The following is a 15,933-nucleotide window of genomic DNA, read 5'->3' as shown; positions in this document are numbered from 1 at the left end:
GCACCGGAACCACCGAGCGATTGCCCAGTAGTCCGGTATGGCGGGGACTAGAAGTCGTGCCGCAATGCGGCCGCCGGCTGCACCCGACTGGCCTGGAATGCAGGATACAGTGTTGCGATAAGGCTCAGCAGAAAGCCCGCCCCCACCACCAGTGCCACGTCACCCCACTCCAGCTCGGACGGAAGGTAATCCACCGGATACACGTCGGACTTGAGGAACTGGATACCGAACAGGGATTCCAGCCCGGCCACGGCATCGGTCACCAGCAGCGCGCCGATCACCCCGAGCACTCCGCCCACAAGCACCCCGATTAGCCCCACCAGTGCGCCCTGACTGACAAAGGTGAGCAGGATTTCGCGGGTACTGGCACCCATGGTGCGCAGGATGGCGATGTCCCCGTGTTTGTCGATCACCACCATGACGAGAGTCGAAACCACGTTGAATGCCGCAATGGCGATAATCAGGAACACCAGCAGGCTGACCAGATTGCGCGACATCTGGATGGCCTGGTACAGGTTGCCGTGGGTGCCGGTCCAGTCATTGCCGTAAAACCCTTCCGCCGGCAGCTGGCGCAGCAACTGCTGGAACACCGCGAACGATCGCAACATATCCTTGACCCGCATCTGCACCCCGGCACCACCGGCGCCACCGGCGAGGGATTGCGCCTGCGCCCAGTCCACCAATGCGAGGGAGTGATCCAGCGCGGTGCCGGAATGGAAGATATCCACCACCCGGAAGCCGGCCAGCTGTGCGGCGGTGCGACCGCCGGATTCAGCGCTGCCACTTTGCGGCACGATTACCGAGAGCTGCTCGCCGACGGCGATGCCCAGCTTATCGGCAATGCCACGCCCGAGGATGATGCCCGGCTCGGCCGGGTCGCTGGTGAGCGCGGCAAAACTGTTCGGCTGCAGGAACTCACCGATTGTCGACACATTGACGATGGTTTCGGGATTGACGCCCTGCACCAGCAGCGGTGTTACCTCGAGGCCATTGCGGGCGAGTCCGTTCACCTGCCACACCTCGGCGGCGGCGGTCACGCCCGGCGCCGCGGCAACCTGGTCCCGCAGCTGTGTCCAGTCGATATCCGGACTGGCGTTATACACGGTGGCATGCGGCATGATGCCGAGGATGCGCTCGCGCAGTTCGCGATCGAACCCGTTCATGACCGACATCACCACGATCATCAGTGCCACACCGAGGATCAGGCCGATCATCGACAGTCCGGAGATAAACGACACCAGGCCGGCAGAATCCTGATCGTTGCGCTGCGCGCCTGCGTAGCGCAGGCCAATAAATGCGGGTAATGGCCTAAACATGATCGCCCTGCTGCCAGCCTTCTATCAGTTCGCCATCGACCAGGTGAAGACAGCGATCGAGTGCGCCGGCGAGATCCGGGTCGTGGGTGACAATCACAAAGCTGATTCCTGTCTCGCTGTTGAGGCGGTCCATCAGTTTGTGAATTTCATGCGCCGTCGCGCGGTCCAGGTTGCCCGTGGGTTCATCCATCAGCACGCAGGCGGGGCGTGCCACCAGGGCACGGGCGATGGCCACACGCTGGCGCTCGCCACCGGAGAGCTGCGCGGGCTTGTGCGTCAGGCGTTGGCCGAGGCCCACGGCCTCGAGCATTTCCTGCGCGGCGGCGCGGGATTCGGAAACCGAGCGCTTGCCAATCAGCAGCGGCATGGCGACGTTTTCCAGCGCGGAGAATTCGTTCAGCAGGTGGTGGAACTGGTATACAAACCCGAGGCTGCTGTTGCGCAGCCAGCCGCGCTCGTTGGCGTTCAGCGCGGCGAGGTTATGCCCGCCGACCCACACTTCGCCGGAAGTGGGCGTATCCAGGCCACCCAGCAGGTTCAGCAGGGTGGATTTACCGGAGCCCGAGGCACCGACAATAGCGAGGCGCTGCCCCTTCGGCACCTCCAGCTCCACGCCGCGCAGCACGTCCAGTTGATCGACGCCCTGGCGATAGGTCTTGGTAAGTTGATGGCAGGCCAGCACCACGTCGGCGGACGCCTGCGGGCGGGATTCTTCCGGGTGAATTTCCACTTGGCTGTTCATCTTGTGATTCGTTTACCTTGTGGCAGACGGGTCGTGCCCGTCCGCTGAATTTATCGGGCTTATTCGTAACGGAGCGCTTCTGCCGGCGCAATCTGTGCCGCGCGCCAGGCCGGGAACAGTGTTGCCAGCAGGCTCATGACGACCGCGGCACTCAATACCATGATCGCGTCGCCGGGGCGGAACTCCGACGGCAGGAAGCTGACGAAAAACACCCGCGGATCGAAGATTTTCGCGCCCACCACATGCTCGATCCAGGACACCAGATCGGTCAGGTTCAGCGCGATCAGGGTCCCCAGGAGGCCGCCGATCAATGCGCCGATGATCCCGATGGCACTGCCCTGCACCACAAACACCGCCATGATCTGACGGGAGGTAAGGCCGAGGGTACGCAGCACCGCGATGTCCGAACGTTTGTCCGCCACCATCAGCACCAGCGCGGAGACGATATTGAATGCGGCTACCGCCACAATGATCATCAGCATCAGGGTGACGACGGTTTTCTCCATTTTCACTGCCTGGAACAGGCTGCCCTGGGAGTGGCTCCAGTCTTCGCCGCTGAAGTCTTCACCAAGGGATTGGGCGTAGCCTTCCACGCGCCCGAGGGCGTTGTTCATATCGTCAAACTTGAGCTGCAGCCCCTGCACCTTGCCCCGCATGCGCAGCAGGCGCGCGGCATCGTCGAGATGCATCAGCGCCATGTTCTGGTCCACCTGCGCTCCCACGGAGAACACACCGGCGACGGTGAAGCGCTTGGTGCGGGGGAAAATACCCGCGGGGGTGATCACCACTTCCGGCAGCGTGAGGATGACGCTGTCACCGGGAATGACACCCAGCTGGCGCGCGAGGATACGGCCGAGGACGATGTTGTAACTGCGGGACTCCAGCGCATCGAGGCTGCCCATCAGCATATGTTCGCCCACGGCGGAGACCTCGCGCAGGGCGACAGGATCCACGCCCTGGAACTCAACGCCCTGGGACTGGTTGTTGGCACCGAGCAGCGCAAAGCCGCGCACGAAGGGGCTGGCGGCGACCACGTGTGGCTGCTGGCGCAGGGTGTCGGCCGCTGCGGACCAGTCTTCCAGCCCGCCTTGCTGTTCCACAAAACCGTGGGGCACTACCGACAGGATGCGGGTTTTCAATTCGCGGTCGAAACCGTTCATCACCGAGCTCACCACGATCAGCGCCAGCACGCCCAGCGCCATGCCCAACAGCGAGAATCCGTTGATAAAGGAAATGAACTGCTGCCGGCGGCGGGCGGCCACGTAGCGGAGGCCGATATAGAGGGGAACTGGTTTTATCATGAAGTTGATTTAAGCGGAAAAACGCCAAGAAATCCAAGTATTTACGCACAATACCCGGGTCCGTCCGGCAAATTGGACAACAGCATTCAGCGCTTATTCCACTGCAGCAGGTTTTCTTTCAACTTCTTCAGCTTGCGCTCGTCCCAGCCCTCTGGCTCGGTGAGGTGATACCAGGCGTCTACGTAATCCCCTGGCGCATAACTGTGGCCGTACCCCATGGGCGCAATACCCGCGTGCATATCCATCGCCAGCTGGAGCATGGTGACAATCGGGTACCACTCGAGATCCGGCGACACATCCTGCGCGCGCGGTTTCTGCATCCACGCCGGCCTGCGGTAGGCGGCCTGTGGCTCGAAGAATACGATGGGATCACTGCCATGCTGCAGATAGGCAATGCGAAAGCGACCCCAGGGCTCAGTGCCCTTGTCGTAACCGCCAAAATGATTGCCAAACCGCACCATGGCACCGCCGTGGAACTGCGGCAGCCAGGCCGGCGAGCCGGCATCCCGCTCAGCGGTAACCTCCCGCCATGTGTCGCTGCGAAACGGCGGTCCGGTCCACAGGGCGCCGTGGAAGGGGTCATCGATGATGTCGAAGAAATCAAACGAGCGGTCGGAGTTCAGTGCGCCGAGACTGAGGCCAAACAGGTACAGTTTTGGCCGGCTCGCCTTGGGCAGCGTGCGCCAGTAACCGTAAATACTGTCGAATAATGCTTCGGCGGTTTCCCGCCCGTAGGCGTCCTGAGTCATCAGTGCAATGGGACTCGGGAGGTAGGAGTACTGCGCCGCCACACTGGCGATATCACCCGCGAACAGATACTCGACCGAATTGATGGCCCCCGGGTCTACCCAACCGGTACCTGTCGGCGTAATCAGCACCAGTACGGGGCGATCGAACCCCCCTACCCGCTTCAGCTCTTCCAGTGCCAGGTGTGCCCGCTCATCCGGGGAGTCAGCGGCATTGAGCCCTGCGTACACCCGGATCGGATCCTTCGCGGTGCCGGTAACCTTGGCGATGTCATCGCTGGTCGGGCCCAGAGCCAGATAGCGACGCCCCTGGTGCCCCATGTCGTTCCAGCGCAATAGCGATGCGGCGCTGCCCGCCTTGCCCGGGTCCGACGGCGGCTTCATATCCGGCACAATTTTGGCGTCCAGCCGCTGGTAGATACCGTCTACCGTGTGCAGCGCAGCGGATAGCAGCACGTCATTGATCACCGCCCAGAACAGCCAGAATGCCGCCAGCAGGCCAAGGACGATGGAAATACGGCTGGGAACCCGGCGCGCGAGCTTACCGGAAACAAGGTGAAACAGACGGCGAAAAAGCTTCCCCAAAAGCAGTATCAGCAGAAACAGCAGTGCGGCGACCAGCGCTATGGTAAGTGGCCTTACCCCCGGTCCCGCCTCCAGCCCGATCAGTGCGCGCACAGAGTTTTGCCAGTTGTTCGCCTGCCACAGAAACCCGAGCGCAAGCAGGCCACACATCACCCCGGCCGCCAGGCGAAGGTAGCGCTGGGTCCGCGCACTGGCAGACGGGAGCTCGAAGAACTTCCACAACCACAGGAGCAGCACACCCACACCGTAACCAGCCGCCAGCGCGACTCCAGATATGACGCCCTGCACGACTCCCTCGCGGGGAATCAGTGAGGGGGTTAAGGACAATGCGAAGAATATTGTTCCAACCAGCAGGCCGGCGGAAGAAAAGAAATGTCTGGTTCCCATCCCTGGACACTCAAGGCGACGCAGTAGCACTCAGGTTAGCACAGGCGATTCGCAGCCCTGTTACGGGCACTACCGATGGTGGAGTTTGAGCCGGAAATACTCCCCCAATCGAAGAAAAACGTGAAGAACTCCGCGTGTTTCGGCACAATATCTGCTTTAATGGCTGCCATAAAGAACAACGATACCCGGAGAAGGCTCATGTTCAACGGACTCCGCAAACAACTTCCTGCGCTGGCTGGCGCGACCCTGCTGGCCCTGTCTGTAGGCGCCCATGCAGAAAACCTCGAGGTGCCCGTTGGCGCCCAGAGCAGTGAAACCCGTGTGGAACAAATGCGCGGCCTGAAGAAAGACGAAGTAACGGCGCGCCTTGGCGAACCGCTCGGCATTCAGGGCCCGGTGGGCGAGCCGGCTATTACCCGCTGGGAATACAACGACTTCTACGTGTATTTTGAATGGGATGTTGCCCTGCACACGGTGAAGAAGCACCGCGGCTGAATCCTGCCGACGTATTCGGCCCGAAAAAAAGCGGCCTCCTGCGGGAGGCCGCTTTTTTTGTATCTGCTACCGAGTCGATAACCGGGAGACCCTATCGACTAGCCTCCACACACTTCCCGGAAGCCCGCAGCCATAAACGGAATCATGCAGTCGTAGGCGGACTGGAAGTCGTGGGACTGACAGGCGTTTCTGGAAAGGTGATCGATACGCCCGGTGTCGGCAAAGGTCAGAGACAGGGCGCCCGACAGATTGTGGTAGCACCAGTATATTTGCTTGGCGCTCGCTTTCGGGAAGCAGCGATGCATCGCATCACCAAACTCACGCACCAGTTTGTCGAAGTGCTTGCTGATCATTTTTTCGCCCCAGACCGGCGAGTTGTTGACGTAAGCAATCAGCGCGCAGTAGTTACGCCAGCCGCGGTCTTCCGTTTCCTGAGCGATTTCCAATGGACGCAGGAACGCCTCGATGACCTTCTCGATCGGTGGCGGCTCCGGAGCAAACTCTTCTTCCGCTGCACGCAAGGCATCCAGCCGCGCCCGGTTCAGGATCTCACCGCGCCGCTGTAACACCGCATCAAACAACTCAAGCTTGGGGCCAAAATAGTAGCTGGTGAGTGCGACATCTACCCCGGCCTGGTTAGCAATCTGCCGCAAGGTGACGCCATCAAACCCGTGCAGGGCAAACAGCTCCTCGGCCGCATCGAGAATCAGCTCGCGCCGCTCCTGGCTGCGCGCCGTTACCCGGGCGCCGCCCTTACCTTTTGCACTGGGCGATTTACCGGCACCCGCCGTTTTCTTACCTGCCACCGCCGTCGTCATTGCCCGCTCTACCTTTGATCTGAGGTTCCCAAGAATACCCGACCGCTTGACAGTTCAACAAGCGTTGAATTTAATCAGCCCATCCCTGCACCGCAACCGCCGTGCTCACCCACAATAATAACGAGGGTAATCTGATGAACCCGGAGCTATTCAAGTACCTCTGCCTGGGGGCCTATGTGCTCGCAACCCTGTGGCTGTCATGGATCGGTATGCGCAAGACCCAGAGCATCCGTAGTTTTGCCATCGGCAACCGGGATATGAACCCCTACCTGATCGGGATCACCATGGCCGCCTCCGTAGCATCCACCGCGACCTTCGTGATCAACCCTGGGTTCGTCTATGTGCATGGCGTTTCCGCGTTTATCCACTATGCGCTGGCCGGCGGCGGCGGCATTATTGCAGCATTATTCCTGCTCACCCGCCGCTTCCGCGCCCTTGGCGATGCCGCTGGCGCGATCACCGTGCCAGACTGGATTTATCAGCGCTACCAAAGCCGACCACTCAGCATTTTTTTTGCGCTTATCAACCTGCTGTCCCTGGCGTTCGTGGTGCTTATCCTGGTGGGCTGCAGTCTGTTGGTCGCTGAGTTATTTCCGATTGGCCAGCGGGCGGCCCTGATTCTGATTGCCGCGTTTGTTTTCAGCTACGTGCTGATGGGGGGCACTTACGCCCACGCCTACACCAATACGCTGCAGGGCGTGATGATGCTGGTGATTTCGCTGGTAATCTTCATTGCGGGCTGGCATCACTTCGGCGATTCCCCCATGCAGTCGCTGCGGCAGGTCGGTGAGGGCTATGCGGGCTGGATCAATCCGGACAGCGACCTGTATTTCAGCTTTTTCTCCGTTTTCGGCAGCGGGTTCCTGATTACCTTTGCGCTGATGCTGCAGCCGCACATCCTCACCAAAATGCTCTACCTCAAGGGGGATGGTGACGTAAACCGTTTTATTGGTACCACCGCCGTAGCGATCATCTGCTTCATGCTGATGCTGACCGTGGGCTTTTATGCGCGCCTCAGCGGCCTCGAGGTACCGCAACAGGATGCCGTCGTGGCAAGTTATATTGCTGCAGAGTTTGGTAGCAGTACTGCAGGCAGCTATCTCCTCGCATTTATCGGTATCACACTGTTAGCAGCCGGCATGTCCACGCTGGACGGAATTCTGGTTGCCCTTTCGGCAATGGTTGTGCGGGATATTTACCAACCCCTCGCAGGCAACCGGCCATTCGCTGAGGGGCGTGGATTGCTACTTTCTCGCGTTGTACTGATTAGCATCGGGGTGATCGCGGTGGTTATTGCCTACGACCCGCCACCGCTGGTCGGTATCTTTGCGCAAAAAGGTGTTTACGGCCTCGGCGCCGCATCCCTGGTTCCACTGCTGTTCGGTATCACTTTACACAGGGCGCCCCCAGCCTGGGCTGTTGGCAGTGCAGCGGTTATCGGTTTGCTGGTGCATGTGCTGCTGATTACGCTCGGCGGTATCACCAACCCGGCCGTTGCGGCGGCCTACGCAATACTGTGCTCTCTGGGGTACTTCCTCTCGGTTCTTCTCGTTCGCAAGTTGGCTGGCCTGGCCGTACTCTCGAAAAAGCAAAAAACGCCAATTTCAACAGGTGATGAATTTTCCACTTGACAGCTCAACGGTTGTTGAGTTTTCCTTAATGCAAATTCAACAGGTGTTGATTTTTACGTAGTGGCGGTACGCTGTACTGACCGCCCCCAATAAGATTGATAAATATAAAAGCGATAATTTGAGGGAAAATCAGTGAGCCAAACCAAACGTTACTTCCTGCATCCGCTGGCCGCGGCCATCACCTTCAGCTGCGGCATCAGTGCCACCGCCGCAGACATCGAAACAACCAGAGCGCTGGAAGAAGTTACCGTTACCGCGCAAAAGCGTGAGCAGAGTCTTCAGGACGTACCGGTTGCCGTAACTGCTCTGACGGGTGACGAACTGGACAACATGGGTATTCAGGCGCTGGATCAGGTAGCTCGCCAGAGCCCCAACGTGACCCTGGAAGCGAGCCGCGCGACCAACTCTACCCTGACCGCGTACATCCGCGGTATCGGCCAGCAGGATCCCCTGTGGGGCTTTGAGCCGGGCGTCGGTGTGTATATCGACGATGTTTACTTTGCTCGCCCGCAGGCAGCACTGCTCGATGTTTTCGATGTGGAGCGGATTGAAGTCCTGCGCGGCCCGCAGGGTACCCTGTACGGCAAGAACACGATCGGTGGTGCCATCAAGTATGTCACCCGCAGCATCGCCGGTGACGCCAGCAGCAAAATAAATCTTGCGGTCGGCAGCCATAACCAGCGCGACATCAAGGCTTCGGGCTCCATACCGCTGGTCGAAGACAAGCTGTGGGTCGGCGCGGCATTCGCATCCCTCAGCCGCGATGGTTACGGTGAATACGTAGGCCCGCAATTCGAGGGGGAAGAAAACGGCAACAAGGATGTGTTCGCGTATCGCCTGTCTATGGAGGCACAACCGACCGACGCCCTCAATCTGGTACTGAACTACGACAACACCTCAGACGACTCCAACCTCCGCGGTGGCTATCGCATGACCCCCGGATTCGTCGACGGTGCCGCCCCGCTGAATAATGTCCACGACACACGCTCCGGCATGGACCCCACTAATCAGCAGGTAAACAGTGAAGGCCTGGCCCTGACTGTATCCTACGACGTGAATGAATCCATCCAGTTCAAATCGATCACCGCAAGTCGTGAAGGCGACCAGCAGACCGCTATCGATTTTGACAGTGAGCAACTCGGCCTGGTGGAAGCCCCGTTTTTTGTCACCAGTGATGAACAATTCAGCCAGGAATTCCAGCTGATCTTTACTGGCGAAAAATTGAGTGGCGTCGCAGGCCTGTATTATTTCGATGGCGATGCGTTCGGCGCGTTCGACCTGGACGTATACAAGTCGCTCTACAATGACGGCACCAACCCGCTGATCGGCACCCGTACCATTGGTGATGTCAATACGGTCAGCAAGGCCCTGTTTGCCAACGGTACCTATCAGTTCAACGACGCCTGGTCCATGACGCTCGGTGGTCGCTATAGCAAGGACGAGAAAACCACCAACGGATTCTTCTCTTCCTACAATGTACTGGCTGGTGCCGGTGACTTTAACAACCAGATCACCGCAACGGATTTCAAAGACTCCGTAACCTTCTCCGACTTCTCCCCGCGTGCAAGTGTTGAGTATTTTGCCAGCGAAGATGTGATGCTGTTTGCCTCCTTCTCCAAGGGATTCAAAAGCGGCGGCTTCGACCCCCGTGCCAACATCACTGCCCTGCCCCAGTCTGCAGAGCCATTCGACTCGGAAGTGGTCGAAACGGTTGAACTCGGGGTGAAGAGCGAGCTGGCAGACGGTCGCCTGCGCCTGAACGCAACCCTGTTCAACAATGACTACACCGATATGCATGTAAAAACTTCGGTAGGCATTGATATAGACGGCGACGGAAACTCTGACAGCTTCGCCGGCCAGGTCATCAACGCGGGCTCCGCCAGTGGACTCGGCGGTGAACTGGAGGCGATAGCGCTGTTGACCGACAACCTTTCTGCCAATCTCACCGTGGGTATCATCAACGCTGAATTCGACGAAGTCATGCTTCTCAACCGCGCTACGGAACAGGTCGAAAACGCGGCGGATCTTATGGTGGTTTCCTATACCCCGGAAAGCACGGTCAACTTCGGACTCACCTACGACACCAGTGCCTTCGGCGGCGAGCTGATGCTGAATGCTAACGCTTCCTACCGCGGCGAAGTGCATATGTATGAAATCGAAACGCTTCTGGACCAGGAAGGCTATACACTGTTCGACATCAATGCAGTCTGGGTGAGCCCGGCGCAAAACTGGACCCTGGGGTTACACGGCAAAAACCTCACTGACGAGGAATACCGAACCTCCGGCTATCCCTTCACCGGTATCGATGACGGCACAACACCGGCGCAGCCGAACCTGGCCAACTCTCTGATTGGCTACTACGGCGCTCCGCGCACGGTCACGGCCTCTCTCTCCTATCAGTTCTGATCGTCCGGTTGTCTTGGGCGGGCAATTGACCCGGCACTCTGTTGCCGGGTCAATTAAACAGGCAAAGCGTCACCCGCCCGTTTTTAGGATAGGAAAATCACATGCAAACGTATTCTGACCTGCGCTACCAGAGTAGCGATGGACTGGCACTCTACGCCCGCGACTACAGTAGACAGGCACACACCGGGAGCAAACCGGTTATGCTCTGCCTGCATGGCCTCACCAGGAACTCGGCGGATTTCGAGGAACTGGCAGAACATATGGCGAGAGACTTCCGCGTGCTGGTGCCCGACCAACGCGGTCGCGGTAAATCACAGTGGGATCCCGTTGCCGATCGTTATCAACCAAATACGTATGTTGCCGATACGCTGGGCCTGCTGAATCAGTTAAATATCCACAAAGTCATCATTGTCGGCACCTCCATGGGAGGCCTGATGGCGATGATCATGGCCGCCACTGCACGGGATCGCATTGCCGGCATTGTATTGAATGATATCGGCCCGGAAGTGGACCCACGCGGACTCCAGCGCATTCAGGGCTATGTGGGTAAAACGGACCCGGTGGCCAACTGGACAGACGCCGCAGAGACTGTGCGCACATTGAATGCCGTTGCGTTTCCCGACTACACAGACGCCGACTGGATGCGCATGGCGCACCAGCTGTACTTTGAAAATACACAGGGTGTGCCCGAACTCGCCTACGACCCGGCGATATCCAAACCCATTGCCGCGGATACCGGCAGTGCCGTCCCGCCCAATCTTTGGCCGCTGTTCGAAGGCCTCGCGGGCATTCCCACACTCGCCCTGCGCGGCACGCTATCCGATATTCTCTCGCGGGCCTGTTTTGCGGAAATGCAAAAGCGTATGCCGGGCATGCAAGCGATGGAGATTCCAGGCCGCGGCCATGCGCCGGCTCTGAACGAACCGGAAGCGCTGGCGGCCATCGACCGCTTTGTCGAAAAACTTGTCGAGGTGCCGGTATGAGCCAGCCGATATATATCGCGGGCGGTGCACATACCAAATTCGCCGCGCACATTGCCAAAGCCCCGGGCAGCGGAGAACGGGAAGACCGCTATTCAATCGAACAAATGCTGCTCCACGTCACCGGTTCTGCGTTGGCCGATGCCAAAGTCGGTGCGGCAGAAATTGATGGCATCTGGGTCGGCAGCTGTTCTCCCGGCGCCTTCGCCAATCAGGAACTTCTCGCGCCGCTCACGCTGGAAGCAGAACCAGACCTGCGCTTTACCGCTGTACAACAGTGCACTGCTGCCTGCGCCTCATCCACAGCCGCACTGCATGCCGCCGCCGACGCCCTGCAATCCGGCCGCGTCAATGCCGCACTTGTCATCGGCATCGAAAAAATGAATCTGCTGGGTACCGCAGCAGTCACAGAAATACTCGGTCGCTGTTCATACTGGCCCGAGGAAGGCGGCCACGGATTGACCTTTCCCGGCCTGTTTGCGCAGCTCGGGGAAAATTACCGCAACCATCACGGTATCGCCAGCGAACGCTACCGGCAGATGCTCGCTGCCGTTGCTGCGGCCAACTATCGCCGCGGCATTCACAATCCCCTGGCACACTTTGGCCCCGGTAGCCTGCCAGACAAACTTCAGCTAACGAGTGCCGCCGCCATTCTCGATCTGCCAGCAGAGTCCAATCCGGAAATCGCCGCTCCGCTCCACCTGCACGATTGCTCGCCGATCAGCGATGGCGCCGCGGCACTGGTGCTGGTGCGCGGAGATAGTGGCCTCAACGGTGCCGGATCCAGAGTCGAACTTGCAGGGCGCGCGATTAGCACCGACCAATTAGCGCTGTCACGCCGCGAGAAAAACTATGCGCTGGATGGCGCGCGCGATGCGGTGAGCAAGGCCTACCGAGAAGCCGGAATCTCAGCCGCCGATCTGGATCTCGCGGAGGTACACGACTGCTTTACCAGTAACCAGCTGCTTTGTCTCGAGGCCCTGGGGCTCAGCGACGCCGGTCGCGCCGGTGAGGAATATCTGGCTGGAGGCTTCGGTGACGATGCGCGCTGCCAGATCAATTTATCCGGTGGGCTCAAGTCCAAGGGCCATCCGGTCGGCGCCACCGGCGTCTCGATGCACTATTTTGCTTACCGGCAACTTCTGGGTCGCGCCGTTGGTGCGGCTCACCCGGGGAATCCACAGACCGCTGCGGTACTGAACATCGGTGGCAGTGGCGTCGTGAACTGCACCAGCATTTTGCGCGCTGTTTAAAACAATAAGTAGGTATCAGATATGACAGTTGATCAAATTAGAGACATCCATCAGTGGTCAACCGCCAAAGTACTGGCACGCCAGGCACGCGAAAACCCTGACAAGAAGGCCGTCATTTTTGTCGATGATCGGAGTTATACCTACCGTGACGCCTATAACAGTGCGAGACAAATTGCCGCCGGCCTTAGAAAGCAAGGTATCAATGCTGGCGATAAACTTGCCACGCTGCTCCCCAATGGTCCGGAATTCTGCGAGACCTGGTGGGGCTGCCATCAGGCGGATGCGGTACTGGTGGGAATCAATACCGAGCTACTCGGTAGCTTTCTTGTGCATACCCTCAACCTGAGTGAGAGCAAGGTGCTGGTGTGTAGCGCAGAACAATTTGCCAAGCTTGGCCCGATCATTGATCAACTGCCATTGCTGGAGAAAATCTTTGTCACCGGACAACTTCCGCCCGACAGCGAACATTTCCCTCTCCCGGTACACCCATTCGATGTGCTGCGTGGCGATATTGCGCAATCCCCCGTATCGGAAGCCGGCTTCCAGGATCTGGCCTGTCTGATGTTCACATCCGGCACTACCGGCCCATCCAAGGCGGTGATGATGCCCCATGCCCACTGTTACCTCTATGGGCTGGGCACGATCGACAACCTCGATTTCCACCCGCAAGACAGTTACTACATCAATATGCCGCTGTTCCACTGCAACGGTCTGTTTATGCAGCTCTACGCGTGCCTGATCAATGGCGCCACTGCGGTTGTACGACAAAAATTCAGCGCTTCCAGCTGGTTACAGGATATCCGCGACTACAAGGTAACGCACACCAACCTGCTTGGTGTGATGACCGAGTTCCTCGACCGGCGCAAACCGTCGGTCAACGATCGCGATCACCAATTACGCGTTATCGCGGCTGCACCGGCGGCACCGGTATTTATTGAGCGCTTTGAGCAGCGCTTCGGTGTGAAGATGGTGGAGCTCTACGGAATGTCGGAAGTAAATATCCCCCTGTTCACACCACTGACCGAGCCCCGCCCCGGCAGTTGCGGCAAAGCCTACGATCAGTATTTCGAGGTGCGTGTGGCTGACTCGAAAACCGATCTGGAAAATCCACCCGGTGTTGTTGGCGAGATACAGGTACGACCAAAGATTTCCGGCGGCTTTATGTCTGGCTACTACCGTATGCCGGAAAAAACCATCGAAGCCTGGAGCAATTTCTGGTTCCACACCGGCGATGCCGGACGTATGGATGAAGACGGCTACTTCTATTTTGTGGACCGCCTTAAGGATTGTATCCGCCGCCGCGGTGAGAACATTTCTTCCTATGAGGTGGAAACCGTTCTGCTCACTTTCCCCGGCATCACCGAGTGCGCAGTAATCGCGGTGCCCGCGGATATTACCGGTGGCGAGGATGAGGTGATGGCGGTACTGGTGGCTGATGGTGAGCCTGACCCGCTAGCGGTTATAGCCCACTGTGAAAAGAACATGCCGCGTTTTGCCGTACCCCGCTACCTGCGCTGCGTACAGCCGGAGCAGATACCGCGAACCTCCACCAACAAAATTCGCAAGGTGGAACTGCGTAAACAGGGTGTCACTGCTGACACCTGGGACAAAGAAGAAGCCGCAGTTTGCGTTTAAAGAATTTACTCCCGCATTGATTGATCGTTGAAAGGAGCACTATCACGACAAGCGGTAATCGACTGTTAGCGGCGATGTAAATGGCCGTTATGTAAAAAATCAAGCTGTATACATAACAATAATGACTCTGATAGAGGATATAGCGATGAATATTAGAAAACTCCTGGCACCAGTGATCGCCGCTGGCTGCCTGTTGGCAACTGCTTCAGGAGCCGCCGCCTACAGTGGCTCCTGGTCGTCCGAGCAGACGGTCGGCGGCAAACTCAAGACCTTCATTTACACACCAACCACTGCCCCCGCATTGAACGGAAAACGTGCACTGATGGTCAGCCTCCACGGCTGCGTGCAAAAAAACGACGACATTAAAAACGACGGTAACTGGGAAGCCGCAGCCGATCAGTACGGCATGGTGGTGGCGGTTCCCCAGGCCTCTGGAGAAGGCACCTACGGCTTTACCGGCTGCTGGAATTTCCATACCGGGAACAATGCCAGCCGCAGCTCCAGTGATCAGAAGTACCTGATCAACCTGGTCAATGCGCTGCTTGCCGACAGCTCGCTGAATATCGATCCCGCCCAGGTCTATCTCACCGGCCTCTCCTCGGGTGCGGGCATCACAAACCAGATGTGGTGTATCGCACCCGACGTGTTCGCCGGTGTCGGCGTTAACGCCGGCCCGGCTCCCGGCTCGACCGGCAGTACCCTGGATCTGAACAGCCCATCCATCTCGGTAAGCCAGGGCGAGACCAACTGTGAAAACTTTGCGACGCAGGTCCCTGGCGGACTGGGTGCCGACTACCTGAAAACGCAACTGTGGAATACCGTGCACGGGACCAATGACGACTCTGTGGCTCCAGCTCATGCACACCGCAATGCGGATATTGCGGTGGCCGTCTATGACGACTACGACAACATCAACCAGTGTCGTACCGAGACCATTCCCGGGAGCGCCGGCGACTCCGATGCCACCATCTGGTGCGACAGTATCGGCGAACGGGTTTCCAAGATCATGGCCAATGGCATGGGACATGCCTGGCCATCGGGTGGTAATGATGGTTACTACATCGATGGGGATTACGTGGACTACCCGGCCTGGATCAGCCAGTGGTTCTTCGCCAACAACCGACGGGTCGATGGCGGCAACCCCCCTCCCCCCATCGGAGAAAACGCGCTGGTACTCGAACCGCCCACGGCGATCACTCTGAACGAATGTGATCCATACCAGGAGCCAGGTTACACCGCTACCGATGCAGTCAACGGGGACATTTCCAACCAGGTTATCGTCAGTGGTGCGGGCTTCGATAGCTGCGTTGCCGGTAATTACACCATCGACTACTCGGTGACTTTCTCCGACGCCAGTAGCGCGTCTGAAAGCCGCACCGTCACGGTCGAATCCGCACCGCCGCCCGCCAACTGCACTGAATACACCGACGACAACTATGCCCACAGTGTCAGCGGTCGCGCCTATGTACTGTTCGGCCTGACTTATGCCAAGGGTTCCGGTGACGCTCTGGGACTGTGGAATATTTTCACCGTGACGACACTTGCCGAAACTTCTCCCGGCTATTTCGAAAAAGGAAGCTGCCCGTGAAGCAAAAGTGGAATTCTCTTCCCCTGGACGAATTTTCCACACCAAGCTCA

Annotated in this window: 12 protein-coding genes; 7 read left to right on the top strand and 5 right to left on the bottom strand. The window is 58.6% G+C overall.

Annotation, left to right across the window (positions count from 1 at the left end; all coding sequences use genetic code 11):
- Positions 1–47: 47 nt before the first annotated feature.
- From GTQ55_RS08340 to GTQ55_RS08325, 4 genes are all read right to left on the bottom strand, one after another.
- A complete protein-coding gene (locus GTQ55_RS08340) occupies positions 48–1,316 on the bottom strand; it encodes a lipoprotein-releasing ABC transporter permease subunit (RefSeq protein ID WP_161858318.1) in 1,269 nt (422 codons plus the stop codon).
- A complete protein-coding gene (gene lolD / locus GTQ55_RS08335) occupies positions 1,309–2,058 on the bottom strand; it encodes a lipoprotein-releasing ABC transporter ATP-binding protein LolD (RefSeq protein WP_161858317.1) in 750 nt (249 codons plus the stop codon). Before lolD ends, GTQ55_RS08340 begins: the two co-directional genes overlap by 8 nt.
- A 59-nt stretch (positions 2,059–2,117) precedes the next feature.
- Positions 2,118–3,359, bottom strand: coding sequence for a lipoprotein-releasing ABC transporter permease subunit (locus GTQ55_RS08330; protein WP_161858316.1), 1,242 nt, complete (start codon positions 3,357–3,359; stop codon positions 2,118–2,120).
- An 86-nt stretch (positions 3,360–3,445) separates the two neighbouring features.
- A complete protein-coding gene (locus GTQ55_RS08325) occupies positions 3,446–5,017 on the bottom strand; it encodes an alpha/beta hydrolase (protein WP_237567887.1) in 1,572 nt (523 codons plus the stop codon).
- A gap of 258 nt (positions 5,018–5,275) precedes the next feature.
- On the opposite strand from GTQ55_RS08325, the gene GTQ55_RS08320 reads away from it, so the two are divergent.
- The gene (locus tag GTQ55_RS08320) at positions 5,276–5,572 is read left to right on the top strand and encodes a hypothetical protein (protein WP_161858314.1); all 297 of its coding nucleotides are present in this window, start codon (positions 5,276–5,278) and stop codon (positions 5,570–5,572) included.
- A gap of 98 nt (positions 5,573–5,670) precedes the next feature.
- On the opposite strand, the gene GTQ55_RS08315 is transcribed toward GTQ55_RS08320, so the two are convergent.
- Complete coding sequence (locus tag GTQ55_RS08315; protein ID WP_161858313.1) at positions 5,671–6,390, bottom strand: TetR/AcrR family transcriptional regulator; 720 nt, start codon at positions 6,388–6,390, stop codon at positions 5,671–5,673.
- A 134-nt stretch (positions 6,391–6,524) separates the two neighbouring features.
- Between GTQ55_RS08315 and GTQ55_RS08310 the strand changes: the two genes are divergently transcribed.
- The 6 genes from GTQ55_RS08310 (at position 6,525) to GTQ55_RS08285 (ending at position 15,883) form a co-directional block, all read left to right on the top strand.
- Positions 6,525–8,021 carry a sodium:solute symporter family protein gene (locus GTQ55_RS08310; RefSeq protein ID WP_161858312.1) on the top strand — a complete coding sequence of 499 codons (1,497 nt, stop codon included), beginning with the start codon at positions 6,525–6,527 and terminating at the stop codon, positions 8,019–8,021.
- A gap of 132 nt (positions 8,022–8,153) precedes the next feature.
- Entirely contained in the window at positions 8,154–10,427 is a 2,274-nt protein-coding gene (locus GTQ55_RS08305) for a TonB-dependent receptor (protein ID WP_237567886.1), read from the top strand.
- 101 nt (positions 10,428–10,528) lie between these two features.
- On the top strand, positions 10,529–11,410 hold the full coding sequence (locus tag GTQ55_RS08300; protein WP_161858311.1) for an alpha/beta fold hydrolase: 882 nt from the start codon (positions 10,529–10,531) through the stop codon (positions 11,408–11,410).
- Positions 11,407–12,660: a thiolase C-terminal domain-containing protein gene (locus GTQ55_RS08295; protein ID WP_161858310.1), complete on the top strand. Its 1,254-nt coding sequence runs from the start codon at positions 11,407–11,409 to the stop codon at positions 12,658–12,660. Before GTQ55_RS08300 ends, GTQ55_RS08295 begins: the two co-directional genes overlap by 4 nt.
- Positions 12,661–12,681: 21 nt before the next feature.
- Positions 12,682–14,295 (top strand): AMP-binding protein, encoded by a 1,614-nt coding sequence (locus GTQ55_RS08290; RefSeq protein WP_161858309.1) that lies wholly within the window; start codon positions 12,682–12,684, stop codon positions 14,293–14,295.
- Positions 14,296–14,440: 145 nt separating this feature from the next.
- Complete coding sequence (locus GTQ55_RS08285) at positions 14,441–15,883, top strand: extracellular catalytic domain type 1 short-chain-length polyhydroxyalkanoate depolymerase (RefSeq protein ID WP_161858308.1); 1,443 nt, start codon at positions 14,441–14,443, stop codon at positions 15,881–15,883.
- Positions 15,884–15,933: the final 50 nt, after the last annotated feature.

It is taken from the genome of Microbulbifer hydrolyticus (assembly GCF_009931115.1).
Lineage (GTDB): Bacteria > Pseudomonadota > Gammaproteobacteria > Pseudomonadales > Cellvibrionaceae > Microbulbifer > Microbulbifer hydrolyticus.
The sequence above is the reverse complement of the archived record's forward strand: the minus strand, read 5'-3'. Positions and strand labels throughout refer to the sequence as shown.

Excerpts from the sequence above, each read along its gene's own strand:
- GTQ55_RS08315 (WP_161858313.1), bottom strand. The coding sequence starts at position 6,390 with ATGACGACGGCGGTGGCAGGTAAGAAAACGGCGGGTGCCGGTAAATCG.
- GTQ55_RS08330 (WP_161858316.1), bottom strand. The coding sequence starts at position 3,359 with ATGATAAAACCAGTTCCCCTCTATATCGGCCTCCGCTACGTGGCCGCC.
- GTQ55_RS08340 (WP_161858318.1), bottom strand. The coding sequence starts at position 1,316 with ATGTTTAGGCCATTACCCGCATTTATTGGCCTGCGCTACGCAGGCGCG.
- GTQ55_RS08290 (WP_161858309.1), top strand. The coding sequence starts at position 12,682 with ATGACAGTTGATCAAATTAGAGACATCCATCAGTGGTCAACCGCCAAA.
- GTQ55_RS08310 (WP_161858312.1), top strand. The coding sequence starts at position 6,525 with ATGAACCCGGAGCTATTCAAGTACCTCTGCCTGGGGGCCTATGTGCTC.
- GTQ55_RS08320 (WP_161858314.1), top strand. The coding sequence starts at position 5,276 with ATGTTCAACGGACTCCGCAAACAACTTCCTGCGCTGGCTGGCGCGACC.
- GTQ55_RS08285 (WP_161858308.1), top strand. The coding sequence starts at position 14,441 with ATGAATATTAGAAAACTCCTGGCACCAGTGATCGCCGCTGGCTGCCTG.
- GTQ55_RS08295 (WP_161858310.1), top strand. The coding sequence starts at position 11,407 with ATGAGCCAGCCGATATATATCGCGGGCGGTGCACATACCAAATTCGCC.
- GTQ55_RS08300 (WP_161858311.1), top strand. The coding sequence starts at position 10,529 with ATGCAAACGTATTCTGACCTGCGCTACCAGAGTAGCGATGGACTGGCA.
- lolD (WP_161858317.1), bottom strand. The coding sequence starts at position 2,058 with ATGAACAGCCAAGTGGAAATTCACCCGGAAGAATCCCGCCCGCAGGCG.